Source organism: Sulfophobococcus zilligii (assembly GCF_055398255.1).
In genome coordinates this window covers 1,157,686-1,184,323 of record NZ_AP042406.1, presented here as the reverse complement: position 1 = coordinate 1,184,323, position 26,638 = coordinate 1,157,686, and the positions used below count along the sequence as shown (strand labels likewise).

At 38.5% G+C, this 26,638-nt stretch carries 18 protein-coding genes, 2 tRNA genes and 1 pseudogene; 7 read left to right on the top strand and 14 right to left on the bottom strand.

Annotated features, from left to right (window positions below):
- Positions 1–46: 46 nt before the first annotated feature.
- Complete coding sequence (locus tag ACZ5YP_RS06760; RefSeq protein ID WP_464834976.1) at positions 47–1,618, top strand: radical SAM protein; 1,572 nt, start codon at positions 47–49, stop codon at positions 1,616–1,618.
- Here the strand turns inward: ACZ5YP_RS06760 and ACZ5YP_RS06755 are convergent.
- Complete coding sequence (locus ACZ5YP_RS06755; RefSeq protein ID WP_464834975.1) at positions 1,601–2,014, bottom strand: Zn-ribbon domain-containing OB-fold protein; 414 nt, start codon at positions 2,012–2,014, stop codon at positions 1,601–1,603. The two genes, ACZ5YP_RS06760 and ACZ5YP_RS06755, sit on opposite strands and share 18 nt — an antisense overlap.
- 11 nt (positions 2,015–2,025) lie before the next feature.
- Positions 2,026–3,085: pseudogene (locus tag ACZ5YP_RS06750) on the bottom strand (hydroxymethylglutaryl-CoA synthase).
- Positions 3,086–3,148: 63 nt separating this feature from the next.
- Between ACZ5YP_RS06750 and ACZ5YP_RS06745 the strand changes: the two are divergent.
- Positions 3,149–4,192, top strand: a complete 1,044-nt coding sequence (locus tag ACZ5YP_RS06745) for a radical SAM protein (protein ID WP_464834974.1) — start codon at positions 3,149–3,151, stop codon at positions 4,190–4,192.
- Here ACZ5YP_RS06745 and ACZ5YP_RS06740 read toward each other — a convergent pair.
- The 5 genes from ACZ5YP_RS06740 to ACZ5YP_RS06720 all read right to left on the bottom strand — a co-directional run bounded on the left by ACZ5YP_RS06740 (position 4,182) and on the right by ACZ5YP_RS06720 (position 12,343).
- The gene (locus ACZ5YP_RS06740; RefSeq protein WP_464834973.1) at positions 4,182–5,294 is read right to left on the bottom strand and encodes an ABC transporter ATP-binding protein; all 1,113 of its coding nucleotides are present in this window, start codon (positions 5,292–5,294) and stop codon (positions 4,182–4,184) included. The genes ACZ5YP_RS06745 and ACZ5YP_RS06740 overlap by 11 nt on opposite strands.
- A 14-nt stretch (positions 5,295–5,308) precedes the next feature.
- Complete coding sequence (locus ACZ5YP_RS06735) at positions 5,309–6,271, bottom strand: ABC transporter ATP-binding protein (RefSeq protein WP_464834972.1); 963 nt, start codon at positions 6,269–6,271, stop codon at positions 5,309–5,311.
- Between the two features lie 78 nt (positions 6,272–6,349).
- Complete coding sequence (locus ACZ5YP_RS06730; protein ID WP_464834971.1) at positions 6,350–8,269, bottom strand: ABC transporter permease; 1,920 nt, start codon at positions 8,267–8,269, stop codon at positions 6,350–6,352.
- A 16-nt stretch (positions 8,270–8,285) separates the two neighbouring features.
- Positions 8,286–9,386, bottom strand: coding sequence for an ABC transporter permease (locus tag ACZ5YP_RS06725; protein WP_464834970.1), 1,101 nt, complete (start codon positions 9,384–9,386; stop codon positions 8,286–8,288).
- A gap of 185 nt (positions 9,387–9,571) precedes the next feature.
- Complete coding sequence (locus ACZ5YP_RS06720; RefSeq protein WP_464834969.1) at positions 9,572–12,343, bottom strand: ABC transporter substrate-binding protein; 2,772 nt, start codon at positions 12,341–12,343, stop codon at positions 9,572–9,574.
- Between the two features lie 77 nt (positions 12,344–12,420).
- Here ACZ5YP_RS06720 and ACZ5YP_RS06715 point away from each other — a divergent pair, with 77 nt between their 5' ends.
- A complete protein-coding gene (locus ACZ5YP_RS06715; RefSeq protein ID WP_464834968.1) occupies positions 12,421–12,912 on the top strand; it encodes a hypothetical protein in 492 nt (163 codons plus the stop codon).
- A gap of 8 nt (positions 12,913–12,920) precedes the next feature.
- Here the strand turns inward: ACZ5YP_RS06715 and ACZ5YP_RS06710 are convergent, their stop codons facing one another.
- Positions 12,921–13,811, bottom strand: coding sequence for a hypothetical protein (locus ACZ5YP_RS06710; RefSeq protein WP_464834967.1), 891 nt, complete (start codon positions 13,809–13,811; stop codon positions 12,921–12,923).
- 119 nt (positions 13,812–13,930) lie between these two features.
- A tRNA-Leu gene (locus tag ACZ5YP_RS06705) sits at positions 13,931–14,015 on the bottom strand.
- 162 nt (positions 14,016–14,177) lie between these two features.
- On the opposite strand from ACZ5YP_RS06705, the gene ACZ5YP_RS06700 reads away from it, so the two are divergent.
- Complete coding sequence (locus ACZ5YP_RS06700; RefSeq protein ID WP_464834966.1) at positions 14,178–15,326, top strand: radical SAM protein; 1,149 nt, start codon at positions 14,178–14,180, stop codon at positions 15,324–15,326.
- A 3-nt stretch (positions 15,327–15,329) separates the two neighbouring features.
- A complete protein-coding gene (locus tag ACZ5YP_RS06695) occupies positions 15,330–15,992 on the top strand; it encodes an HAD family hydrolase (RefSeq protein ID WP_464834965.1) in 663 nt (220 codons plus the stop codon).
- Between the two features lie 17 nt (positions 15,993–16,009).
- On the opposite strand, the gene ACZ5YP_RS06690 is transcribed toward ACZ5YP_RS06695, so the two are convergent.
- Positions 16,010–16,825, bottom strand: coding sequence for a nitrilase-related carbon-nitrogen hydrolase (locus tag ACZ5YP_RS06690; RefSeq protein WP_464834964.1), 816 nt, complete (start codon positions 16,823–16,825; stop codon positions 16,010–16,012).
- A gap of 48 nt (positions 16,826–16,873) precedes the next feature.
- On the bottom strand, positions 16,874–18,841 hold the full coding sequence (locus ACZ5YP_RS06685) for a molybdopterin biosynthesis protein (RefSeq protein ID WP_464834963.1): 1,968 nt from the start codon (positions 18,839–18,841) through the stop codon (positions 16,874–16,876).
- 55 nt (positions 18,842–18,896) lie between these two features.
- On the opposite strand from ACZ5YP_RS06685, the gene ACZ5YP_RS06680 reads away from it, so the two are divergent.
- Positions 18,897–21,029, top strand: a complete 2,133-nt coding sequence (locus ACZ5YP_RS06680; protein ID WP_464834962.1) for a DEAD/DEAH box helicase — start codon at positions 18,897–18,899, stop codon at positions 21,027–21,029.
- Between the two features lie 61 nt (positions 21,030–21,090).
- Positions 21,091–21,164: transfer RNA gene (locus ACZ5YP_RS06675), tRNA-Thr, on the top strand.
- A 51-nt stretch (positions 21,165–21,215) separates the two neighbouring features.
- Here the strand turns inward: ACZ5YP_RS06675 and ACZ5YP_RS06670 are convergent.
- From ACZ5YP_RS06670 to rgy, 3 genes are read right to left on the bottom strand one after another with little or no spacing between them, the layout of a single operon-like run.
- A complete protein-coding gene (locus tag ACZ5YP_RS06670; protein ID WP_464834961.1) occupies positions 21,216–21,575 on the bottom strand; it encodes a hypothetical protein in 360 nt (119 codons plus the stop codon).
- Between the two features lie 25 nt (positions 21,576–21,600).
- Complete coding sequence (locus ACZ5YP_RS06665; protein ID WP_464834960.1) at positions 21,601–22,473, bottom strand: carbon-nitrogen hydrolase family protein; 873 nt, start codon at positions 22,471–22,473, stop codon at positions 21,601–21,603.
- The gene (gene rgy, locus ACZ5YP_RS06660) at positions 22,470–26,528 is read right to left on the bottom strand and encodes a reverse gyrase (protein ID WP_464834959.1); all 4,059 of its coding nucleotides are present in this window, start codon (positions 26,526–26,528) and stop codon (positions 22,470–22,472) included. Before rgy ends, ACZ5YP_RS06665 begins: the two co-directional genes overlap by 4 nt.
- Positions 26,529–26,638 lie beyond the last annotated feature (110 nt).

Genomic DNA, 26,638 nt, shown 5'->3' with positions numbered 1-26,638 from the left:
TATGGATATGTAGGGTATATAAATATTTATACAGGTATAGCTGTGTATGGAGTTGAATACTATATTGAAAAATCCATTAAGGGTAAAAGCGAGAATTGCATATGTATATCCAAGTTTATACCATGTAATGATCTCTGGTCTAGCACCCGACATTATATACTACTACTCAAATAAACGTGAAGACACCTACATAGAGAGATTTACATGTTCAAAACTCACAGGAGTTGAACCAGAACCAAGAAGTTTAGAAACTAAGAGTAGACTTCGAGACTTCCCATTGATATTAACAACTCTACACTATGAACCAGACATTGTTAATTTAACTAGGCTATTAATAGCTGGAGGCATAGAAGTCTTCTCGAAGAACAGAGAAAGCGTAATAATAGCTGGTGGACCAGTAGTAATGGAGAATCCAATACCCTACAGTGATATTATAGACGCATTTGTAATTGGCGAAGTAGAAGCCACTCTTAATCAAGTAGTCGACTTGTGGATTGAATACGGAGATTCCAAAAAGAGGTTTTTAGAAGAACTCGCCGAGTTAGAATACGTATATGTACCCGGTGTCAAAGAAGGCGAAAAAATAACTAGAGCGTATGTTTCAAACCTTGATGAAGCATTCCACCCAGTGAAACAAGTCGAAAATACAGAAGTAGAACCCGTATATGGACGTGGATTTAAACTAGAGGCTTCTAGGGGATGCCCATTTATATGTGGTTTTTGCATGGAGACCCGCGTATTCCAGCCGTATAGAGAGAGGAGTTTATCCAGGTTGAAACACATTCTTGAAACTGGTATTCAATACACTAGTAGTGGTAGAAGAGTAGTTGTTTTCTCTCTATCCTTTCCTGTTACAAATACACACTATCAATTCTTAGAATACCTAGTTAGTGAAAACTATATTGCTTCACTACCATCTCTCCGTATAAATAAATACCTTGAGAAATCACTAGACCTCATTAAACTCCTCGGCCAGAAAACACTAACTCTCGCGCCAGAATCACTCTCTCATATTAAACACTCTGTTTTCTTCAAGTATCCAGGAATGCTAGATTACATTAAACAGTTTATTGAATCGGTTATCGACTCCGGTTTCAATTTAAAGCTCTATTTGATTTATGGTGTGAAATATATTAGTAGAGATGAAGTTGCCCGAGAAATAGAATATCTGTATTCAATAGCAAAATATGCAAAGTCAAAGAATAAAAAGATAACTATTGGTTTAAACCCTTTGGTGCCCAAACCCCACACTCTCTTTCAATGGATTGGAATGTTGAAAAAAGAAGAATTACTAGAGGAATTAAAGCTCTACAAATCGAGTCTCAAAAGCCTTGTTGAAGCAAGAGAATACGATATAGATTGGAGTATTATTCAAGCTCAATTAGCACTCTCACCAAAACCACTCGGCGAGTTTATCTATAAATGGGCTGTTCATGGAGGGGGTCTTGCAGGATGGAGGAGAACTATTAGAGAAACTGGTTTAAACTATAGCTATGTTTATACTGGGTTTAAACCAGGAGAGGGCCTTCCATGGGAATTCATTGATTTAGGAGAAAAAACTAGGATTTCAACCTACGCGCAGTTTGAAGTAGTTAAAAAACTATTGGGGTTTAATTAGTGGTCTATAAGCTATACCGTAGTGTATTAATCCAGCTTCTCCATCCTCCATTATTCTCCTCAGTACAGGCTCCATGAGCATACCGCTTTGCAATTCTTCGGGGAGGACATCGGTTAGTGGAGCCATTATTCTCGCGTGTGATTCTATTGTTTCAAGTATTCCGAGAATTACTGGTTTTCTTTCTTCAAATCCATCCATCGCATTGTAGATTATAGTCCAAGTTATAAGTCTTGCTTTTTCATTTATTAATGGTATTTTCTCTATATTGCGCGATCCACAGTACCTACAGATATCTGATGGTGGATACGATGTTCTACCACAATCTCTACACTTGGTTGCAATTAATTGATATCTATTTATTCTATTCCTCCAGGATGGGGGAATGATAATCCTCATATAGACCACCTCTACTCTATTCTATTAATTAAACCTCTAAACTTAGCGTATTTAGCATATGATATGAGTGTTTTACGTTTCAAGTAGTCTTCAACTTTTGGCGCTTTATCTTGTCTCTCCAATACTTTATCAGTTACTACAATGCTATAGGCGTCTGAGCCAGCACCGCTTCCAAATGGTGCTAGTAGTATTCTCTGACCTGGTTTTGCCTGGTCTAATATCTTGGATAATCCTATTAGAGCTGATGAATTGTAGCTATTTCCAATGTATGGAGTTACAAGTCCCGGTAGAACTTTCTCTTTTGGAAAACCAAGCATTCTCGCTACTCTCAATGGAAATGTACCGTTTGGCTGGTGGAATACAGCGTAGTCAAAGTCTTCTGGTTTCAACCCTGTTTTCTCAAATAATAGCTTCACTGCTCCAACAATGTGTTTAAAGTAGGCTGGCTCACCTGTAAAGGCCTCTCCATGTAGTGGATACCTGGAGTGAGCTCTCCTCCAGAAGTCTGGTGTGTCAGTTACAAATGTAGCACTAGCTTCAAAGTATGCAGCTGCTTCTTCTCGCGGTCCAACTATTAGAGCTGTTGCTGCTGATGAAGCAGTAAACTCTAAGACGTCTCCGGGGTTGGCCTGGGCTGTATCGCTACCAATAACTAATACGTATTTTACTAGTCCAGATGCAACTACTCCTATACTTGTTCTCAATGCTTCACTAGCAGCTCTACATGCAAACTCCCAGTCTGTAGCCATGGTTTTAGGAGTTATTCCAAGCGCCTCGGCTATAATTGTTGCAGAGGGTTTTACAGCGTATGGTTTGCTCTCTGTTCCAAACCAGACTGCTCCGATTTCTTTTGGATTAATACCAGCTCTCTGTAAGGCGTTTCTCAGCTGCCTCCCAGCCCATTGTTACAGCGTCTTCATCTCTACCAGCAACGCTTTTCTCGACAACGTTTAATTCTTCTGGTTGTTCTGGGTTAAACCCCCATACCTCTGCGATTTCTTTTAAACTAAGCCTCCATCTCGGTATATATGAACCCCAGCCGATAATTCCCGTCTTCTCTTCTGGTAGCAAATCAAAACACCCTGATTTTACTATAAAATACGCTGAGGTATAAATACGTAATGAGTGAAGTAAATGATCAGGGAGATAGGAAAATATAGAGATGGTAGAATAGTATACTATGTAGACGATAAAACACCTTCATTTGGATATATTGCATTTGGAGTTATCGACCGCGGAACAAACGTACTACAAGCAAGACCGACAACTATATGCCCCCAGAACTGTATTTTCTGCAGTGTAGACAGCGGGTTGAAGTCGACTCATAGATGGGCCGAGTACATTGTACATCCAGATGTAATAGTTAATGGAGTTGTAAAAGCACTAGAAGTTAAAGGGTGTAGCGTGGAAGTACTTCTAGATACAATTGGCGATGTTTTAACTTATCCATGGCTAATTGAATTAATTAGAAAACTCAGAGAAATCCCTGGTGTGAAGTCAATAGCGCTTGAAACACATGGATTTTTACTGTCAAAACAACTAGTCGACAAGTTGAGTAATGCAGGATTAGACAGAGTAAATCTGAGTATTGAAACACTAAACCCTGATAAAGCCAGGTTTCTATATGGTAATCCAGCATACGATCTACGTAGAGTTCTAGAGAGCATTGAATACCTCGTTAAAGAAACACCTATAGACCTACATGTAACACCAGTATGGCTACCTGGAATCAATGATGAAGACCTAGTAGAAATAATCAACTGGGCTTTAAAAATCGGAGCTGGAAAGAAGTGGCCTCCTCTGACAATCCAGAAATTCAATAAACACAAATATGGACGTGGATGGAATTTAAAAGAAGTTTCATGGAGTGAATTCTGGAGATTTATAGAGAAGCTTGAATCTACACTGGGAGTTCGACTACACTGGACTATGGATGAATGGGGCATGCACTACGCGCGTAGAGTAGAACCACCATTTCACAGAGGAGAACTCGTAGAAGTAGAAGTATGGGGTAGAGGCTGGCTTAGAAGAGAATATCTTGGAGTTATAGGAGACAAGTCTTTAATTGGAGTATATACACGTAGACATCATCTAATACCCGGAAGAAGATATCTTGTAAGAATAATTGAAAACGAAGATGGATTATTAATTGGGATAGTAGAAAAAGCTATTTCTTAGCATATAGCCAGCAGGCTACATATCTACCCGGTGCTACCTCGATTAATGGCGGTTCTTTTGTCTTACATAACTCGGCTAGTTCTGGGTGTTTATCGAGCGCTATACATCTCGGGTGGAATCTACAACCAGATGGTACATTTATAGGTGATGGTACTTCTCCCTTTATTGGTAGTTCTTTGATAATAAATCTTCTCTGTGGGTCTGGTTCTGGAATGGCTTCTACAAGGGCTTTTGTATATGGGTGATATGGGTCTTCAACTACTTTTCTAGCATCTCCCATTTCAACTATTTTTCCAAGATACATTACAGCAATTCTATTTGATATATATCGTGCTAGTGCAAGGTCGTGGGTAATGAAGATATATGTTAATCCAAGCCTCTTCTTTAAATCCATCATTAATTGCAGTATCTCTGCTCTAATAGATACATCTAACATTGATACAGGCTCGTCTGCTATTACTAGTGATGGTTTTAATATTAGTGCTCTGGAAATTACAACTCTCTGTCTTTGACCACCCGACAACATGTGTGGATATCTCCACATGAATTCTTCTGGGGGAGTTAGCTTTACTTCTTCAAGTGCCTTGGCTATGATTTCCGTCCTCTCTTCTTTTGTAGAACTAATACCGTGTATGTCGAGTGGTTCTTCAAGGATTTCAAATATTGTTCTACGTGGGTTGAGACTTCCAAACGGGTCTTGCCATATCATTTGAATGTCTTGTCTGAATGGTTTAAAGTACTTATCTGGAATAGAGTATAAGTCTATGTGTCCGTGTTCTGATAGTTTCTTTACCATGGGTAGTTTTACTACATTTTCTATTTTCTTTGATGGTAAATAGCCTATTGAACCCTCTGTTATCTCGTTTAATCTAAGTATGCTTTTACCAGTAGTTGTTTTTCCACAACCAGATTCTCCCGCGAGAGCGAATACCTCCCCTTCTTTTACATCAAATGATACTCCATCTACTGCTTTTACATATAGTCTTGGTTTGCCTCTTAATACATCAATAAATGACCTTCTAATTGGGAAGTAGACTTTGAGATCGCTTACTACGAGCTTCGTGTCTTTACTATATACGGGTTTATATATGTTTTCGCCCACAAATCCCCACCTCTCTAAGCATATAGCCAGCATGCAACATAGTGGCCTTTTTCTACTTCGATTATTGGGGGTTCTTCTTTCTTACACTTGTCCATGGCGTATGGACATCTCGGGTGGAATCTACAACCGGGTGGTGGGTTTATAAGGTCTGGTGGTGTTCCAGGTATCCATGTTAGATCTTTTATTTCTCCTCTGAGTCTTGGAATACTACCTAGTAGGCCTTTTGTATATGGGTGTTGCGGGTTATTGTATACTAAGTCGCTTTGACCATACTCTACTATTTTTCCACCATACATTATTGCTACTTTATCTGCTAGTTCAGCTATTAAGCTCAAGTCGTGTGAGATTAATATTATCGAGGTCTTTAGCTCTTGTTTCAATTTCTTCAATAGATTCATTATTTGTGCTTGTACAACCACGTCTAGAGCTGTTGTTGGCTCGTCTGCTATTACTAGTGATGGGCTTAGTGCAAGTGCCATTGCAATAACTACTCTCTGTTTCATTCCACCACTTAACTCGAATGGATAGCTCTTTACTCTCCTTGGGTCTATACCCACCATTTGTAGTAGTCTTTCTGCTTCTTTCAATCCCTCCTGCTTGGTATATCCCTTGTGGACCATGAACAACTCTGCTATTTGGTCTCCCACTGTGTATACTGGGTTTAATACGTTCATTGCTCCTTGGAATACCATTGATATGCCCTGCCATCTAACTTCTCTTCTAAATTCTTCCTCGCTCAATTTAGTGATGTCTCTGCCCTGGAAGATTATTGATCCACCAGCTATTTTTCCCGGGGGTGGTACTAGTCTTATGAGACTAAATGCTAGTGTGCTTTTTCCACAACCGGATTCTCCAGCTATACCTAGGCTTTCTCCTCTATTTAATTCAAAGCTGACATCGTCTACTGCTTTTACAACTCCTTTCAATGTATAGAAATATGTTTTGAGGTTTCTAACTTGGAGTAGTGGTTCACTCATATTTACACCTCATTAGGGGGTTGTGAGAGAGAAGTGTTTTTGCATGTAGATTTAAATAGAAAAACATTTTGATACCCCCTACAGTGTTCTCAATCTCGGTTCTACAATTCTCTCTATTGCCAGTCCTAGTAGTACGAATGTTAGAGATGTTAGAGATATCATTATACCTGGTGGTAGAATCCACCACCACACATCAAATCTATTTTCTGCTCTTGCACTCGCTAGTAGTGAACCCCATGTTGGCCATCCATGTCTTAATCCTAGAACGCTGAGACCTGCTTCTGTCAATATTGCTCCTGGTACGTTGAATACTAGTACAGCTGCTGCATACATTAGAACTTGTGGGAATATGTGTTTAAATATAATTCTAGTGTTTGATGCACCCAGCGCTTTTGCGGCTTCTATATATGGCTCTTCTTTGATGCTGAGCGTCATTGCTCTAACAGTTATTGATACGCTACCCCATCCGAAAATAACAAGTACTCCGATATATGTAAGTATAATGTAGAGAGACTTTGCTTCACCAGTAAATGTTTTTTGTGCTACAGATCCAACTATAATTAGAATTGGTAGTGTTGGAATGTTTCCTATGACGTCTACTATTCTCTGAATGATCTCGTCGATTAGTCCACCATAGTATCCACTAATTATTCCAACTATTACTCCAATAAATACCGAGGTTACTGCTGTTACAAAACCTATAGAGAGAGCTATTGGAGTTCCATATAATACAACCGTTGCAATGTCTATTCCTTTATCGGCTGTTCCAAGTATACCATGACATCCACCTTTAACTATTATACCTACATTAGCATCTAGTGATTGCGGCGGATTACTAATACCATAGTATGTCACAGCTACTTCTACTCTATAACTACCTTGTAGAGTTTCAAATGTTATCTCTGGTATAATTAGACTAGGTGTTGATGTAGCTGATTCAATAAATTTCTTTATACCACTCGATAGAATTTGCAACTCGCTTCTTATATCTTCGGGTAGGCCGGCTGCTAATCCTAGTTTATTTGCATTTTCAATCTCGGCACTTGCATAACTCATCGCTGTTAAGTAGTCGCTGTATGTTACAGTGTTAATGTTGTTGATAATCCATGATATATTGTTGAGAGCTCTGTCAAGGCTTTGTATTATTCTATCTTTGAATACTTGATTATCGATTTCTACGTTCATTATTCTGTTCTTTAACCCAGTTATCTGGTTCTTGTATCCTTCGAGAATCTTTGTATCTCTAGATAGGGTTATTCTATAATTTGCTGGTTTAACGAATAGAGATAGTGTAGACATGTATTTGTTTTCTAGTTCTGTTCTAATAGCTGTTCTTAATATGCTCATAGCGCTCTGCACATATGTCTCGTTTGTACCAACTATTTCTTGTGGTATCGTAATGTTGTATTTCTCTACAAGGTAGTTTATTACTTCGGCTAAGTTGAATGTCTCCTTGGAAGTTTTAACAGTTAGTTTTGAACCACAAGTTGCATTTTGACTTCCAGGTTGGACGGCAACGTTCCATGCGTGTATAATTATCCCGTCTGGTCTTTCAACAGTAATCATTATTACTGGAATCTTAAATCCTCCGTTTTCACATAGCGGTGGCATTTCTCCTTTTACATATAGGTCTTTTGGTAAATCGTTAACATCTAATACGTAAGTATGGGTATATGTATATTTTACAATGCTTCCATTTACGTCTGTTGAAGATGGTTGTGTAAAGTATACTTGTGTTGTTTTAGATGTTTTGAAGCCCAAAGTGTTTACCCAACATGGTGGTACAACTACCGGGTTGTCTTCCCAGTATGTAGCTGACTCCCACTTAACGAGGAATTCAGGTGTTATTGTTACAACTGCAACTACAGCCATTGAAACAAGTACCAATAATAGTATTAGTGCTGCCTTTCCGGGTGTTTGCCTCCATATCTCTTTAAATGCTGTTTTAATAGACCCGAAGATCTTACTCATTCTACTATTGGATTTCCCCGTTGCCATACTCACCCACACCTCTCTATCTAACGCGTACTCTTGGATCTATTATAATGTATAGTATTTCCAAAATAAACCTTGCCGCTAGGTAGACACCTACATATATTACTGTTAATGCTAGAAGTGTTTGTGAGTCGCCTTCTGTTATTGCCGCGTAGTATAGTGTACCCATTCCAGGCCAGTTGAATACCGATTCTGTTATAATCATTCCTCCAATAGAACCTGCTAGTGCAAGTATGACGCTTGTTATTACTGGGGCTAATGATACTCTTAAAATATACCTCCTAGTTATTAATTTCTCGGGTATGCCCCTAGCCTTTGCAGCCATGACGTAGTCTTCTCTAATAACACGTAGCAACATTGCTCTTAAACCATATAGCCATGAACCAATACTCCAGATTACAAAGACTATTATTGGTAGTGATATATACCATATTAGTTGAATAAAGTTATTGAGTGGATCATTCCAGAAGTTATTGAGAACGCTAACTACTCCTCGTAGGTCTCTTGGAAACCAGTTCAAGTTATATGAAAATACTTGTATAAATATCATTGCAAGCCACCACAATGGTACAGCTGTTATAATTGCAGCGTAGGCAACAACAAACCTATCAGCGAGCGAGCCGTGTCTATATGCTATTCTAGGTCCTATTAGTAAGGCTAATATTATGACTATTACTTCACCAACTGTTACTATTAGTATTGTTCTAGGTAATACAGCTGCAATTATATCCATTATGGGTGCAGGTGCTGGCATTGGCACTACATTTGCTACTCCTACTTTATCGGTACTTGTAAAGTTAAATGTGAGCGTCCTGTATACGAGGTTCCACATTCTCCTATATGGTGGTATTTCATTCCCATGTTCATCTATTAATCCAAATTCTATTCTCAACTGGAGTGTTCTATTCTCTACGTATTGCCTTATAAATTCTTCTGTGATATTACCTCCTCTTCTAAGAGCCATTACTTCTCCTCTTACTATCTCCCTTATCATTGCTTCATAGATGTCTTTTGAATATCCTGTTCCCTCTACAATAGCTGAAACTACAATTACTATTAGTACAAAAGTAACTAGTAATATCAATCCTCTTCTCGCAATTACCGATGCCGCACCCGGCATATATATCATCCTCTCATATATTTCTCAATAATTACACTTTTACTAATATTTTCTTCACTGGGTTTAAATACTTATCTCATAGTATTTGAAAAAACAGTATATATGGATACATACAGGTTTAAAATATATAATTTATAATTTTTGAGTGAATAGAAGAAGCATAAATAAAAAAGAGGGAAAAAAGTTTATTTCTTCTTTAATACGAAGAATACGGCTACAAGACCAATTACTATTACTACTACCGTTATTATTGGTAGTGTGTAGTCTGGTGCTGGTGTTGGTGTTTCAGTTGGTGTTGGAGTTGGTGTAGTTACAGGTGTTGTTAGTGGAGTTGTCGGAGTAGTTGTTGGCGTTGTTGGGGGTGTTGTTGGTGGAGTCTGTGGTGTAGTTGCAGGTGGTGTGTATGCAGTTGTTACTAGTAGCTTTCTAACAACACCTGGTTCTGCTACGGTGTCTGATGTTGCTATTATTATTATTGTGTATGGATAGTCTACTTTCATCTTCTTTGTTAGCTCGCTTGATAGTATTATCTGGAATTTGTTGGCTGCTAGTTTCTGGGCGTTTCCAGTTGCTAATATGTTTCCTTCTGGGTCTTTGAGTATATACATCACGTTAAGTGTGCCGATACCGCTGACTTCAACTGTTATCTTTGCATCGTATCCAACAGCTATTTTCTCACCGACTGGTGTTTCTACTTTGATACTTGTAACTTCTGTTCTAACTGGGAATCCAAAGTACCAGTCTCCTGGTTTGAATGGATAAGTTGGATCTCTAAATGCTGTCAACTCTAATATCTGTGCTTGTGTATCTAGTTTTGTCAGCATGAATGGACCATAACTAATCCACGCTAGGTTATAAGTGTTAATCCAGTTGACGTCAGCATCAATCCTCCTATTCCACTCATCCATAGTCATACGTCCATCAGTAAGTCTATTAACTCTTTCGAGAATAGCATTGTTATTCTTATACTTCAATAGTGTTTCTTTGATTAACTGGACGTGTTTGGGTACTACGAGGCTTAATGTTTCGAAACCACTTCTCCTGTAGAATACGATTTTGGTTTCATCTCTCCTATCCAGTGCCAGCTCAAAGCTTGCAACATGTATTTCAAGTGGATTGTTGGCTGGGCCTGCGACAGCCCATGAAGCAATATAGTTTTCGTCGAAGTGCCAGTAGTTTACATAGACAGTCATTGTCTTAGCTTGGTCATTGAACTCCCATGCTACGACAGTATCTAACCATTGTTTTGTGTTGCCGGCAATTCTTGGTTCTAGTGAGCTATATGTTGGATCATATACTAATTCATATTGTAATGCAATAGCACCTACTAAATCAGCCATTGTAATAGTTATACCATTATGGAACTTTGTACCAACTAGTTTGCTGAGGTCGAATACAACCATACTGGTTGCTTGTTTACCAGGTCCAACTTCAACCCACTTCTTCTGGGTTACATCATAGATCTTAGCTTTTGCTGGTACGTCTAACTTACCATCCGGACCCGCTGTGACTATAGTGTACTGCACTCTAAATGGTATTGGTTCACCGTTAAATGGATGCACCCACATCATTGGGTCGTAGGTTGCTCTCGCCCAGTCTACACTGTAGACATCTGTAAATCCACCCCATGAGTTCCACTCACTGGTTGATGTCCAGACGTAGAGGTGACCCACTCTAAGCTCGCTTCTACCCGGTACATGCATTTCTCTTAAGTTCCAAATACCTCTCAATCCAGCACCAAGGTCTAGTGTTACACCCTGTACTTCTGTTCTAACAGGCCAGGTGTCAAGTCTCGCAGCAACCCATACTCTAACCGACTCCTGAATACACATCTCACTAGCAGTTCTATACAATTGGTCTCTCTCTTCTTTGCTCTTGAAGACTCCCTGGAATATCTTCTTGGTTAGCTCGTCGATTGTGTCGTTTCTATAGTTCCACCATCCAGTCTCTAACCATCCAGGCATGTATCCATACCATGATGCACAGAACTGTGCTATGGTACTACTATCATATCTGTCAATACCACCCTTACCCCAACCAGCAGTGTAAACGTGCCATTGGAATTCAGCTGGGTCAGTACCATAAATAATGTTGATTGCTTGAGCAAACCGCATTTCTACTGGTTTTGTGTTGAATCCCAGTATTGTTAACTCTGCATTAAACATGTATCCTAGGTCTCTTCTTTCGTCTTCACTTCTAATTATCAGGGTTACAGTTACTGGTTGCCCGTCATAATACCAGAAGCCACCTTTGTTTTCAGCTCCAATGGCAGTCATGACTTTGGTTACTATTTGTTTTGCTAGTGTTGGGTTGTATCCAAACTCGTATTTCGCAATAATATCAGCTATAACACTGTAGTCAGGATCATACTGGCTTAAGAATGTATACATTGGAACAGCATATCCCCTCATAACGTTAGCTACAAACGAGTTTCTATCAACCACATAGTTCATAGCAAATCTAATCTCTCTAAACGCAAATGGATTAACACCCCTACCCGGAAACGCACCAAACTCGACAATGGTCTTGCCACGTTTTTCATCGTAGTACATATTGCTAATAGCTGCAGCTGGAACAGTCTTACCTGTAGCCTGGCTAACTTTTTGCGCGGCTTCTTCTGGAGAAGTGACTTTACCATCTAATTCATGTATGTATACTGGTGCAGGGTTCAATGTTAACTCTATTAATCCAGCTGCAGCAGATATTAATTTAACACCCTCTACACCACGTAGTTGTTCAGCCTGAGCTGGCCTCAATGCATACATGTATACATCAATCTCTCCTTTCTTAATAGCATCTACAGCCGCAGCGATAGAATACGATCTTGCAATGATTTTATCTCCGGCGGGCCCCGGCTGTGTGGTTTGTGCTGTTATAGTGGATGTTGGTAGGACTACAAATATTGATAGAATTACACCTATTAATAGTAGTATGGGATATATTTCCCCGCGATTCATTTAATACACCCGGTTAATACATTATATCGTAGTAGGGTATTTAAACGTTTAGTAATATTGACAATGGAGGGTTTATTGTGGCGAAGCCGTCTATATATTTGCTTATCGGTTTAATCATTATGGTTTTATCAATAGCAATGGCTTATATAGCGAGTGAGAGAAAAACCACGGTATTGATTTTCTCGAAGAATGTAACTAGTCTAGATCAACCACTTCCATTTTCCACTATAACAGGAGTAGAATACTATAATTCAAATATATTTCAGGTAGTCATCAAGAATACTGGTTTAAACCCTGCATCAATAAACATTTCTTGTTGCGATATACTAGAATCAATATACATAGAGCCAGGGGGCAAGATTGAACTATATAATTTGACAAATCCATGTCTTATAATACCAATTGGTAGAGTTGATTTAGAAGTAGTAGTGTGGATTGAGAGAGAAGTAATGCCTTATTCATGGCTTGCTATTCCATCATTAATTCTACTGTTTCTATCAATAGGTCTACTCTTTACATATATAAATACAAAGATGTTAGAGTGGAAAACTAGTAAATCCACTTCTTAAATCTCTATTCATTTCTTTTTCATCCTACTTTTCTTCCATAATTGACTGTAGAGTAGATATAATAGTAGTATAGCTAGGTTTAATGGTATTAAAACCAGCTGGGGGTTTCTCGCTAAGAATAGTTTTTTCTCGCCGACTACTATGCCACTTAGTTTTTCCTCGTCGCTAATATATTCGTTGACTTTGAATAAACCATAGTCTAATTGGATATCTCTTATAATAACTCTAGTATTTTCCTCTAATTCAATTCTCCTAGTGGTTTTTCCTGGTATACTAACTACTCTTTTTTCAACATTGGTATTGTTGACTCTATGTATTTCAAGTGTTAGTAGTAGTGTACCGGTTTCATTGTTTTCTATAATCAAATATGGGTCGATATAGTAGTAGCAAAACTCCATAGTAATATTCATGCTGTAAGCTAGTGCATATACGAGTAGAAAGCACCCGTTTTCCTCGGGGATAACGGCATTAGCTGGCATGTCTACGTATGGCTCAACACCTGGTCTTACTCTTAGTTCAGGGTGTACTGTGAGGTTTTTAAAGTATTTGTAGTCTAGTGAAAAGCTTATATTAAAATCGTAAAATGCCGTCTTCTCTCCACCTACATCTTCCAATATACTTGAAGCTGAGCCGATTATAGAGTCTCTTATTAATATGTAGAGTGGTATTTCTGAGAGATTGTATTGAACGGGTGGTTTATACCACCCGGTTCCGTTTAGTGTTATTAAAACACTTGATGCTTCAATGTCTACTCTTGCTTGTAGTTTTCCAAGTGGTATTTCTGGAACTAACAGTGCAATTGCTATCAATGCAAATATATTTAGTAATACAAGAATTGTAACAAGGGTTTTCAATCGACCGCTTTGTCTTCTAATTCTCTTCCTACCTGTTTTTCCCACCACCTACACCTTGTTAACTCGTATTTACACTACTAGTAGTTATTTACTCTTGAATAATAAATCAAAAAAATGGGGATAGAAGATCTCCTTGTCGCCGTAGTAGAAAATCAATATAGGAGTGCGGGGGGTGGGATTTGAACCCACGCAGGCCTACGCCATCGGGTCCTAAGCCCGACCCCTTTGACCAGGCTCGGGCACCCCCGCACCATACTAGTTTAAAGACATACCAGGTTTTTTAAGTTTATCGCTATTGTCAGCTAGGAGATGCCACCGTTCATCTCTTTTCACTTCGCCAGCTCTTCATCACCACTAATTGTATTTTGTTAATAGGATTTATTAATTTCATTTATTTACGAGGATGCTCTAATGGACTATGTTGAATACGTTTATTCATATAAAGAGAGAATTAGAAAACAAGTAGAAGGATTACTCAGCGAGCGAGAAATAGAGGTTGCTAGAAGAGACCCCCACGCCAAGAGGCCTCCAAGACCTTGTGGTATAACTATCCACCCCGGTATTGGGTGTCCATATGCATGTAGATACTGCTATGTATACGATATGGGTTTCACACAAGAAGTCAAACCAAGCCAGCCCAACGGTCTCCAGCTAGTATACGCTCTACTCGCAAACAAATACTTTATACCGGGAGCTAGAGGAAGCTATCTAGCAATAGGGAGTGTTACAGAGCCATTCCACCCATTATTGAAGAATAAAACACTAGAGTATATAGAGGCCATATACAGGTTTCTAGGAAACCCTACTCAGTTTTCTACAAAACAATACATTGATCCATTAACAGCTGAAAAAATAGCAGAATACAGTAGTAATCACATCTCACCACTAGTTACACTGGTTACACTCGAAAAACACAGAGAACTAGAACCAAACCAGGTAAAACCAGAGAAAAGACTAGAAACAATTAAAAACCTGAGAGAAGCCGGCCTCAAACCATTTCTGTTTCTAAGACCAATAATACCTGGTATAACCCAGAGAGAGTATAGAGAAATAATCGACCTTGCACTGGAAAACGGCGCTGTAGGAGTAGTTGCTGGTGGATTAAGAGTAACTAGGAGAATAATTGAGAGGCTCAGAGAGGCGGGCGTAGACCCAAGTGAAATTACTAGGAGACTGCCAATACCAGTAGAGAAAATGAAGCCCGGAGTACAATACGATATTTATACATCTGATATTAAAAACGAGGTATTGAATTACGCTAGGAAAAAAGGATTAATTGCTTATCCCTCTTCATGTATGGCTAACTTGTATACTCATGGATTAACCTGTTGGAAAATGAGTATTCTCCAAAAACAAAACAACCAGAAACTAGAAGAACCAAGCCCTGAAGAACTAAGTAGAATCATTGAAAAACTAGGCGGGCGACTAGAAAACTATGTATTCCAGAATGGCTCGCTCAACATGTGGATTAAATGTAGAAAATGTGATGGTAGATTAATTGGCGAGGTGGTTAGATTGAGATTTTTAACTTGTACCAAGGTATTTACAAAACGTGGTTGATTTATGCAGATTCAACAAAGTAGAATTATAAATAGAGAAAACGAGAAAGTAGTGATTTTCGACCTCTATGGTACACTTGTAGATTGGAGGTCTACTATTAACTCATTTATATCATTCTACGCTGGTAACGAATACACCGAGAAATTCTTTGAATGCGACTATAGAGAAGTAGTCTCTTATAAACCATATAGTCAAATACTCGCGAAATGCCTTGGAGAAGTCTTTAGAGAAGCGGGTATTCTATACTCGCAGGAACTAGTTGAATCATTTATACTCATGTTTACTCGTTCACCACTATTTCCAGATACAATATACGCCTTGAAGACACTTCAAAAACACGGTTTTAAAACCGCTATATTATCCAACACTGAGAGAAAACTAGTCGATATAACACTATATGGTTTTCGAGAATTATTCAATTACGTCATTACAGCCGAAGATGTTAAAGCATATAAACCAAGTCTAGATGCATTTATAAATGCATATAGAACAATCGGAGTTGAACCAGATAATGTCATTCATGTCTCAGCATATCCACAATACGACCTCATACCAGCTAGTAAACTAGGAGCTAAAACAATACTTGTTGATAGGAGGTTAGGGTATTCATGGCCTTTAAAAGTCAATTCACTAGTTGAACTCCCAACGTATTTAATAGATCTCTAGTGTATGATCTCGAAACACTACGACTTTAATTTTACCTCCCATTTCTCACTTGCTTGTCTAATTACAGGAATAGTCTCCCTGGCTTTTACAACGTTTTCTAGGTTTAACGTGTACTCTATGTATTTCTCTTCAAAGCCGAGATCTAGTTCTTTATACCCCCATGGATTGAAAACCCCGCTTCTACCAGTAAACATTCCACCTGTTTGATTAACTACTACTAGGTAGACTCCGTTTTCATGCGCTCTAACCGAGGCGAGTTTATCTAGAATCTCTTCTTTCAATGGCCCCTTAACCCAGCCCGATTGTAGAATAATGACTTTAGCCCCCATGTGAGCGTATACTCTAAACAACTCGGGGAATCGTATATCATAACATATTGCAAAAGCGACTTCTACTCCACTAATAGAGGTGAGTTTACCTGGGCCACGGCCTGGTTCAAAGTAGTCTGATTCTCTATATCCATAAGCATCAAACAAGTGCATTTTATTGTAGACGGGGAAGGCCTCGCCCTTGCTCGTCACTATTACAGAAGTACTCTTTGTCAATGGAGGTTTATCTGTTCTCTCTATGAAGTGTAATAGAATGTATGCATCTATTTCACTAGCTAGTTTGAAAAAGTATGAGAGGTATCTACTGTTGGCTAGGTATTCTGACAACTCGTAGACTCTCGCTGGGTCTTTTACTTCGAGTGGATTTAACATACTATACTCTGGTAGTACAACAATATCTGCTTCACGATAGTATTTCTTAATCAACTTGTAGGATTTCTCGGCGTTTTCAATAGGGTTTACAGAGTAAGCAGCTTGAGTTAAACCAACAACTATTTCATCCAAACCTGGATACACCGCATTAGTATTAAAGTATCTCTGGAGGTAAAAAGCTTAACTACTCGTTTTCTTCTCGGTCCCTATATCTCTTGGAATCCTGTAGTACTTTGCAAACTTGAAGTCTTTTAATTCTAGTCTACGTAGGTATTCTATAAACGAGTTGACTTCAGGTCTACTCATTTTCTCTCTTGGAATGAGGAAGTCGTATTCCTCCCATGTTAATGGTATAAAGTCTAATCCATATAGTTCTGCAACGTAACCTGTTGCCACGCCTACATCTGCTTTGCCTGTTTTAACAGCGTATGCTACTGCTGTATGGGTTTTCACTTCGTATGTATAGCCTTTTACAAACTCGTGTACTCTATCAAATGGCTTGTTCTCAGCGTTTAATATTTTCTTGAGGTTTAAATCAATCAGTGTTCTAATTCCACTACCTCTCGGTCTATTAACTATTCGTATATCGCTTCGTAGAAAGTCTTTAAATCCACGTATATTCTTGGGGTTTCCCGGCTGGACTATAAAGCCTACTAGTCGATCGTAGCCTCTAATTAATACTGCTTTTCCACGTAGTCCATACTTCTCGAGGAGTGTAGTATTGTATACACCTGTATTCTCGTCTAGTAGGTGCGTTGGTGCAATATCTGCTTCGCCTCTTATAGTGGCTAGCCATCCACCCATACTACCAGTATTTAGTATTCTACTAGTGTAGATTAGACCTGATTCTACTAGTATGTATTCGAGGAGCGGGTCGTTACTACCTATAATTGTTAGTTTCTTTGTAAAAGCCCTCTCGGTGAATGCATGAAATACTACTTTACTCCCTTCTTCAACTACTTCTACTTCCTCATCTAGCTCTATAAATCCATCACTATATGTAATAGCATATATACTACCACTACTAAATGAAACAGGGTATGCTACGTAACCCTCGCTTGATTCAACTAGTATACTTGGAATCAGCCAGGTTTTACCCACGTTTTTTCTTATTCTAAATGGGAGTTTAACTACTACTCTTTGATCAACATATTTCACTCCAGTGAGTTTTGCTATTATTGGCTTAATTACTCTAACAAGAATCATATAGCATGAAAGTGGAAAGCCTGGTAGTCCAATTAATAGTTTACCATTACTAACAGCAATAACTGTTGGTTTACCCGGCTTAGACTTTAATCCATGAACCAAGATCTCTCCTAGCTCACTGAAAACCCTATATACCAAGTCTGATTCTCCAGCACTCGTACCACCACTTGTAACTACAGCATCGTATTCAACAAGGCTTTTCGCAATAAATTCACGTAGTAGTTCATAGTCGTCTGGTATTACACCCTTATACTCTACTTCAACACCCATTTCTCTGAGAAACTGGGTTACCAAGTAGCCGTTTACATCGTATACCTTTCCCAATTCGAGTTTTCTACCGGGTTCTACTACTTCGTTACCAGTTGAAAACACCGCTATACGTGGTTTTACATATACTGGTATTTCTTTAAAGCCGAGGCCGGCTAGTAGCGCTATGTGTTCGTGTTTTAATAGTGTTCCCTTTGGGAGGATGAAGTCTCCAGCTGATATATCACTACCACATGTAGCAATGTTTTCGCCTGGTGCTACTGGTCTATATACATCTACAAATCCATTATGCATCTCTGTGTATTCCTCCATAACTACAGCGTCACAATCTCTTGGAATAATAGCACCCGTAGAAACCCTTACTGCTCCATTATCACAAGAGTATTCCTCGCCAGACTCCCCTGTTTTCACTACTCCAGTAATTCTCAGTCTTGTAGGATTTAACTCTGTTGAAAAAGCTACATCGACTGTTTTAACAGCGTATCCATCTACTTCTGATCTATCAAATGGCGGGTGATCTATTGGTGAATAAATATCACTAGCCAAAACCCTGTACAGTGCATTATTTAAATCTACTATTTCCACGCCACGTGGTTTCAAGTCAACTCTACTTAGAACAATTTGTAGAGCTTCATCAATAGATACTAGTCTATGAAAGAGCTTCTGGCCACTCAAATCAATCCCTTTATTAACACATTTTTATTCTTGGATAATTAATGAGTGTTTTATTATGTTTATAGAAGAACTATTAAAACACGGACTCCCAGGAAAATACATTGAACTACTGGGTAAGCGTGGAATAAGAGAATTAAACCCTGTTCAAAGAGAAGCTATTGAAAAAGGTCTGCTTGAAGAATCAAACCTAGTTGTTTCAGCACCAACAGCTAGTGGTAAAACACTAATAGCTGAAATAGCTCTTGTTAAAACAGTTTTTAACAAGGGTATTGGAGTCTATCTAGCTCCACTACGCGCATTGGCAAACGAGAAATACGAGGAGTTTAAAGAACTAGAAGCACTCGGGTTAAAAATAGGTATTTCAACAGGAGATTATGATGAACCAGCTGAATACCTCGGGGAATACGATATAATAATTGCTACATATGAGCGATTCGACAGTATCCAACGATTAAAGCCTTCATGGCTTGAAAACACTAGACTCATAGTAATAGATGAACTACACAATATAAGTGACCCCGAGAGAGGGCCCATAATAGAAGTCATTGCTGCACGTGCATTAAAACACGGAGTAAGAGTAGTTGGTTTATCAGCAACTATTGGAAACCCTGAAAACCTAGCAAAATGGCTTAATGCAAACCTAGTTGCCTCTAATTGGAGGCCTGTTAAACTAGTAGAAGGAGTGTACGATAAGAGTAGGTCGCAAATACTATTCCAAGACAAGAGAGTAGAAGAAGTAGATGAGAAAGAAGAAGACGATGTATTAAACCTCGTACTACACAATCTAGAGAAAAACATTCAAACACTAGTATTTATACACAATAGGAGAAAAGTCGAAGAATACGCTAAAATAGTATCTACATATACAAGTAGACTGGGAAATAGCGAGATACGAGAAATACTGGGTAAACTAGATGAAGCACCAACAAAATATGAAAGAGACCTCCTCGGCGAATTATTGACAAGGGGCGTTGGTTTCCACCACGCTGGACTCTCACATATTTCTCGTAGAGTAGTAGAAGAAGCTTTTCGAAAGAGATTAATAAGTGTATTATTTGCAACTCCAACACTAGCAGCGGGCGTGAACTTACCTGCTAGAAGAGTACTTGTATCGATAAAGAGGTATGATTCAAGCAAGGGTAGAAAAGTAAATATTAGTATCTCTGAATACAAGCAAATGGCGGGTAGAGCTGGAAGACCAAAATACGATGAAATAGGAGAAGCAGTAATTATAGATGCTTCTAGTCTACAAGAAGGATTAAAATTCATTAATGGAAAGCCTGAAACTGTAAAGGGAAATTTTGTAAACGATAGAAGTCTGAGAATACACACCCTGGCATTTATTGTATCGAGAGATGCTAGAAATACAAGCGAGCTAGTTGAATTATTCAATAAAACATATACTGGGTCTACTGTGAGAGAACAAGAGTTAATCAACCGTGTGGAATCAACACTAAAACTACTAGAAGAACTAAACATGGTTGAAACTAGAGGCGACACTCTCTATTCAACAAGACTTGGACGAATAACTTCGTATACATATATCGATCCATTAACAACAAGTATGTTTTTTAAATACAAGCCAGTCGAATACAACGACATCTACATGCTACACTTGATAACTCTAACACCCGACTTCACCAAGTCGAGTAGTTATATACCAGAACGCATACTTGCATACTATGAAGACCTGGCTGAATCATATCTAGCAAGCAATCTATTAATGCCGCCAAAAACAGAGTATTATGGTTATGATGAATGGTTAACGGGATTCATCTATACTCTAGCATTAAACGATTGGATTAACGAGAAAAGTGAAGATGAAATATTGAATAGATATAACCTGGGCCCCGGAGACCTATACAACATGAGAGATACAGCTAGTTGGATAGCTTCATCTCTCGGTAAAATAGCAAATGTAATCGGCGAGGTAAAACTAGGTAGAAAGCTACTAGAACTCTCTCAGAGAATAGAAAAAGGAGTAAAACCAGACGCATTGGAACTAGCATCACTGAGATATATTGGTAGAGTGAGAGCTAGAATACTAATAGAACACGGAATAAAAACAATTGAAGACCTGGCAAAAACACCAAAAAAGAGGCTGGCAACACTCCCCACATTCGGGCCTAAAATAGCAGAAGAAATCTACAAGCAACTAGTAGAAATGGGTTATAATCCACCATTATAAGTAAACAGTAAATAGCGAAGCAATTATTTTTAAATCCCAACTAGATATTGTTAGTAGAGGCGCCGCCGTAGCTCAGCCTGGTGGAGCGCCGCCCTGGTAAGGCGGAGGTCCCGGGTTCGAATCCCGGCGGCGGCTTATCTCCTATGGGATTCAACATGGTTTAAACAATGACTTTAATTAGAGTTTCTAGTCTAGTTCATCGGGTATTATTTCTGGTTTTCTAGCTAGTGTTATTATTGGTAGTGAAACACTTGGTTTTGGGTTTTTTGAGAATTCAAATTTTTCTTCGCCAGTAGAGATTATTACGTAGTTTGCTTCTTGAACGTTTCTATCGCTTTCATCAAATGAGTAGTAGTAGAATATTGGTAAACCATAGTGTTTATAGTAGTCTCGGAAAACTCCGAGAATTCCTATTATTATCTTTCCATTGTGTTTAAACTTTAAGAGATATGCTGTTGCTTGTGGAGGGAGAGCTGTTGAAATAGCTAGTCTAATTAAGTCGTTAAATGTAGCTGTTTTTATAGGTAGTGTTTTTTCTTCTATCACTATACAACACCTCGAAATATACCTCTTATTTCTTATTTCTCAATTCCTTAAAATGGTCTATTATAGTATTAAGGACTATGTTTATTTTCAACTCGCTTGGTTTTCTCGAGGTCTCTCTGATTAGTTTTAGTGGAATAGTTACCAATAATGGTTTTTCACTTGTAAATCTATATGCCTCGCCGTTCCCAAGTACGATGAGTGTTGGAGCTTTTGCTAGAGTAATGTTTTCTTTGACAACAAAATATCCAATATGTACTAGTGAAATACCCGTGAATAATCTCAATGCTTCTAGGAGGAGTCTGAGATCGTTTTCACCAACTATACTAGTAGATACAGTAATTAACTGTGAAACCCCTCTTGCAGTGAGGTAGCGGGCGAATTCAGGTACGAGTATGTCTTCATCGAGTAGTACAGAGTAGTATATGTACTCGTCGCTCACTACTTCTAGTTTATGTCCATGTTTTAAAACTTCTCTTGCCGAGCTCGTGGAGGGAGTGATCTTTCTCGAGAAAAATCTAACTATACCTGATTCTCCATCAACTAGGAGGTTGGATATATAGTATCCATTTTTTGTTTTTTCATATACATACGGCGAGATAATAAAAAGCCTATTTTGAAGTGCAATGTGCTTTAATATTCTAACATATGGATTTTTCTTGTCAATTGATACACTATCTATTTCCTCGGGTTTAACGAATGGTATTCCATAAGGCATAAATGGTGGTAGAATTACTGTTTTTACATTTAGTGTTTCAATATATCTCAATATACGCCTTAACAAATCAAGGTTTAATGAGAGAGCTGAGTATATTGTAGGAGTTTGAACAATAGCTAGTCTTATACCAGTAAATTCCTCGTGAATGTTAACTATTTCCAGTCCGCCGACTTGAAGAGTCAAGTTTTGAGACCTTCAATACACTTTGCTATATCAATATGTCTACTCGACAATTCACTGTTTTCTACGAGTATTCTACTTATCTCGTTTCCTACTCTCTCTGCTATTTCGCTTTCTTTGTCTAGTATGTTTTCAACTACTTCTCTATGTACTTCTTGGAGTACAAGTTGATACTCTATTTCACCGTTTTCTACTCTATCCATTTTCTTTTCTAATTCCTTGGTTCTATCAACGCTTACTAGTCCTTTGAAGTGTTCTTCTAGGAATCTGTGTACGTGGATACCGCGTTCTCGTGGAAGCAGCGAGTTTTTCTTTGTTTGAACTACGTAGTATCTTTCTAGTAGTGTTTGAATAATTTTTGCATATGTACTCGGTCTTCCAATTCCTTTTTCTTTCATCCACTTTATTACATCGTGGTATTTTGGTAGTGGATACTTCTTTCTCTTGATTTTCTCGTCTTTTATAAATCCTGTTTTTACCTCGCCGACTTGGAGTTGAGATGCCCATGGAGCTTCTTCTCTTATATTACTGTAGAATTCAAGATATCCTTTTTCAATGATCTTGGCTATGTATTCTACTTGTTTTACATGTATACTACTACCTTCTCGTTCAAAGCCCACTTCTAGTTTTACTTTAATAACTCTAGCTGGCTTCATTTGACTAGCAATAAACCTTCTAAATATGAGGTCGTATAGCTTTAAGTGGTCTCTAGTGATTCTACCAACAACTAGAATAGCTCCTTCACGAATAAGTTCTGATAGAGTATCAGCGTCTACCGGCCTAGTCGGCCTTATAGCTTCGTGTGCCCCGCCCTCGCCCCAAGTTCTCGGCTTGAATACTTCTCCTAGTTTGTCTACACCGTATTTTGCTTCTAGGTATTGTCTAGCTACTTCTATTCCAACATCACTTACACGAATACTATCTGTTCTATGATAGGTTATCAAACCCATTTCAAACAAGTCTTGTGCAAGCTCCATTGTCTTCGTCGTGGAGAATCCATAGAGACGAGAGGCGTCTGCAAGTAGCGCGTCTGTGGTGTAGGGTGGGAGTGGGTTGACTTCTACTTCTTGCATGTCTACTAATTTAACAACCACGTTTGGTAGTTCGTAGGCTTTTAGCTTGCTTCTACCATCTAGTGTTTTGAATATAGAGGATGCCTCGTTATGATCTAATTCAACACTTAGTTCTACATCTCCCTCTACATGAATGTTTACAATGTACTTAGAGTATGCTGGGTCTTTAGTCTTATTGTACTCTTCTATAATAAAGCCTAAAACAGGTGTTTGTACTCTACCAGCACTGAGATTTCTATTTGGTCTACAACAAATCAATGGGTCTTTTGTAACATCCTGGTTTCTCTGGTATAGATATCTAAAGCAATATGTTGACCACGCATATCTTTGAACAATGTGTGATAGTGAAAATCCAAGCCATCTATCTTCAACACGTCTAACTATTTGTGCTTCCACAAGTCTTTCATTGAAGTCTCTCGGGTTTAAAATAGCGTTTATAATAGCTCTTCTAGTTACTTCGTGGAATTCTATTCTCTGTATTTTCTCTGCATACGGTTCTAGTAGTACTCGTAGATCCCATGCTATCTTCTCTCCCTCAGCGTCCGGGTCTGTACCTATGAGGACCAAGTCTACTTCACTGGCGAGTTTTCTAAGAGCTTCTACTATGTGGAGTTTTCTATCGGAGATAGATATGTCTGCACCGCACTTTGGACACTTGTCTTCATTTGTAAATTGGTGTCCATTTGGACACTTCTTTATATCCGTGTATATCGGAATGTACTTTGTTTCTTTATAGTTTTTATCAATAACTATACCATATAGTACTTCTCTACTACCCTTCTCTGGTGGCGATTCATCAACTATTAATTCATATATGTGTCCACCCGACGCTACAATGTTAATGATGTAGTTACCCATTGTAACTTCGTAAACACGTAGTACATCGTTTACTATTCTAATACTTGGTTTTCCAAAGAAGTTTGCAATAGTTCTAGCTTTATTGGGCGACTCAACGATTAATAAGACTGTTTTAACTAGTTCTAATTGTTGTTCTGGCTGTATCTCCCCCGAGAGTATTCTTCTAACTTTTTCTCTTTCAACCTCGATTTCTTTTATCAAGGAATCTAAGTCTAGTTCGTATAGATTTCTTAGGTTGAATCCCTCAAAGAGCCACCTCATTCTCTTAACGAGGCCGTTTAACAATCTTATATCGTCTACGAGTATTACTGATAAACCCTTTGTTATTCCACCTGGATACAGCCTGGAGCATCTACCACTAGCTTGTATATATGTAGCTATATCTGGTATCAATATGTATAACTCGTCGTTCTCTTTGACTAGTCCAATATCTCCTAGTTTTTCAAGTTTGACGAGTATGTCTGGCTGGGCTAAGTAGTGTTTTAGTATTTCAAAGCCCGTGTATAGGTCTCTTAGTATTGGTGTTTCCTCCTCCATTTTCTCTCTTTCACTTTGTGGTTTCTGCAAGTAGTCCATAAACTTCTCTCTTAGAAGTGCCAGCACGCCCTGGCTCATTGTTCTTAGTCTTCTCGACATTCTACCTATTATTATCTCGATCTTCTCTTTTTCCTCTCCCTCCAATACTTCTCTAATAACAGCGAGCATTCTAACAATATCTGTTGGTGATATAGTCTCCATTCTAGTACTGAATTTGTGTCTTGGAACGCCGGCAAAGATAACGTATTTTACTCTTTCAGGTAGGTCTATTCCTCTAACGAGGACACCATAGTATGATGCAACACCTACTAGTATATCTATTTCTCCCCTGGCAAATCTATCTATTAATTCAACTTGCTTCTTTGCGTGGAATGCCTCTGCTCTGAAACCCTCACTTTTTAATTTCTCGGCTATTTCTTCTGCGAATTCTATTCCTTTATCTATGGGTACGAAGACTAATATCCCATCTCTTAGTTTTCTCGCTAACTCTACTACTTTAACTACTATTTCATCCTTGCTTTCGCATGCTATGTATGTATCAACAATGTTTCTAATGGCTTCTGGTTTAGCACCTGCTTCAAAGTTCAAAAATACTCTGAATAACTTGGGATATACCCCTCTTGGTTTACCAGTTGCACTATTTACAATGAGTTTAGTATTAGCTATTCTCTTCTTTGCTTTCTCTATTTCCCTCTCTAATTCTTCAACGCGTTTTCTTAGTTTTTCTGCTTCTTCCCCGGTTAGAGCTGGAAGTCTAGCTCTAATTTTTATTAGCTCCAATCCCTTCTCTATTTCTTCATCTTTTAATCCTATAACACGGAGAAGTCTCTTTATTGCCCTTGTACTTCTGAGGACGGCGTCTACATCATCCATTACTATGAGGTCGTATATTCCGCTTGGCAGCATCTCGCTGTGTCTATGTAGAAATGCACTTGTAGACAGTAATACATCGAAATCCCCGTTCTTTATCTTCTCTAAATAGAAGTCTCTCTCCTTCCTCCCTAGTTTTCCATGTATACATACAACTCTAAGACAGTCATTACCCCAATTCTCCTGGCTACAAATCTTTACTCTAATGTTCTCTGCGAATCTTGTAAACTTTCTCCACGACTGTAGTAGGAGTGGTGTCGTGGGAAATGCTAGATATATCTTCTTTCCATTTCTACGTACTTCTAGTGCTCTATATAAACCAGCAATAAGCGAGAACACGGTTTTACCTGTTCCAGTTGGAGCTATAATACTAAAGGACTCGCCTCTCAGAAGTCTTCGAGCCCATGTTTTTTGAGCACTCCACATTGAATAGCCATTTGTTGCTTTTTTAAAGAATTCTTCAAATCTACTCAGTCTTTGTTCCTCGGAAATCAAATCTAGTATTTTCCCTAATCGACTAATGTGTTTAGCATATAGTTTCAATCTATTACTTCTACTTAGTTTCTCCACGTCTTGTTCATGTATTATTTTTATGAATTTATCCTCGGGTAAGCAGGATTCACATGGTGCTTTATATCGAAGTCTGAGATCTGATATTGAGCCACCACAATTAATACAAGCATAACGGTAAATACCGTGAACGTGACCTGTGTTATTCAAGTTCTCCCTCTTCCCTTCTACGACTATATCCACCACCAAGACACATCCATTGAGTATTGCGTAGATGCGCCTTAAATATTCTACGTATATATGTAACGGGTTTTTATACG

Bases quoted from the DNA above. Each gene is read 5' to 3' on its own strand.
- ACZ5YP_RS06760 (WP_464834976.1), top strand. From the start codon at position 47: ATGGAGTTGAATACTATATTGAAAAATCCATTAAGGGTAAAAGCGAGA.
- ACZ5YP_RS06755 (WP_464834975.1), bottom strand. From the start codon at position 2,014: ATGAGGATTATCATTCCCCCATCCTGGAGGAATAGAATAAATAGATAT.
- ACZ5YP_RS06745 (WP_464834974.1), top strand. From the start codon at position 3,149: ATGATCAGGGAGATAGGAAAATATAGAGATGGTAGAATAGTATACTAT.
- ACZ5YP_RS06735 (WP_464834972.1), bottom strand. From the start codon at position 6,271: ATGAGTGAACCACTACTCCAAGTTAGAAACCTCAAAACATATTTCTAT.
- ACZ5YP_RS06730 (WP_464834971.1), bottom strand. From the start codon at position 8,269: ATGGCAACGGGGAAATCCAATAGTAGAATGAGTAAGATCTTCGGGTCT.
- ACZ5YP_RS06725 (WP_464834970.1), bottom strand. From the start codon at position 9,386: ATGCCGGGTGCGGCATCGGTAATTGCGAGAAGAGGATTGATATTACTA.
- ACZ5YP_RS06720 (WP_464834969.1), bottom strand. From the start codon at position 12,343: ATGAATCGCGGGGAAATATATCCCATACTACTATTAATAGGTGTAATT.
- ACZ5YP_RS06700 (WP_464834966.1), top strand. From the start codon at position 14,178: ATGGACTATGTTGAATACGTTTATTCATATAAAGAGAGAATTAGAAAA.
- ACZ5YP_RS06695 (WP_464834965.1), top strand. From the start codon at position 15,330: ATGCAGATTCAACAAAGTAGAATTATAAATAGAGAAAACGAGAAAGTA.
- ACZ5YP_RS06680 (WP_464834962.1), top strand. From the start codon at position 18,897: ATGTTTATAGAAGAACTATTAAAACACGGACTCCCAGGAAAATACATT.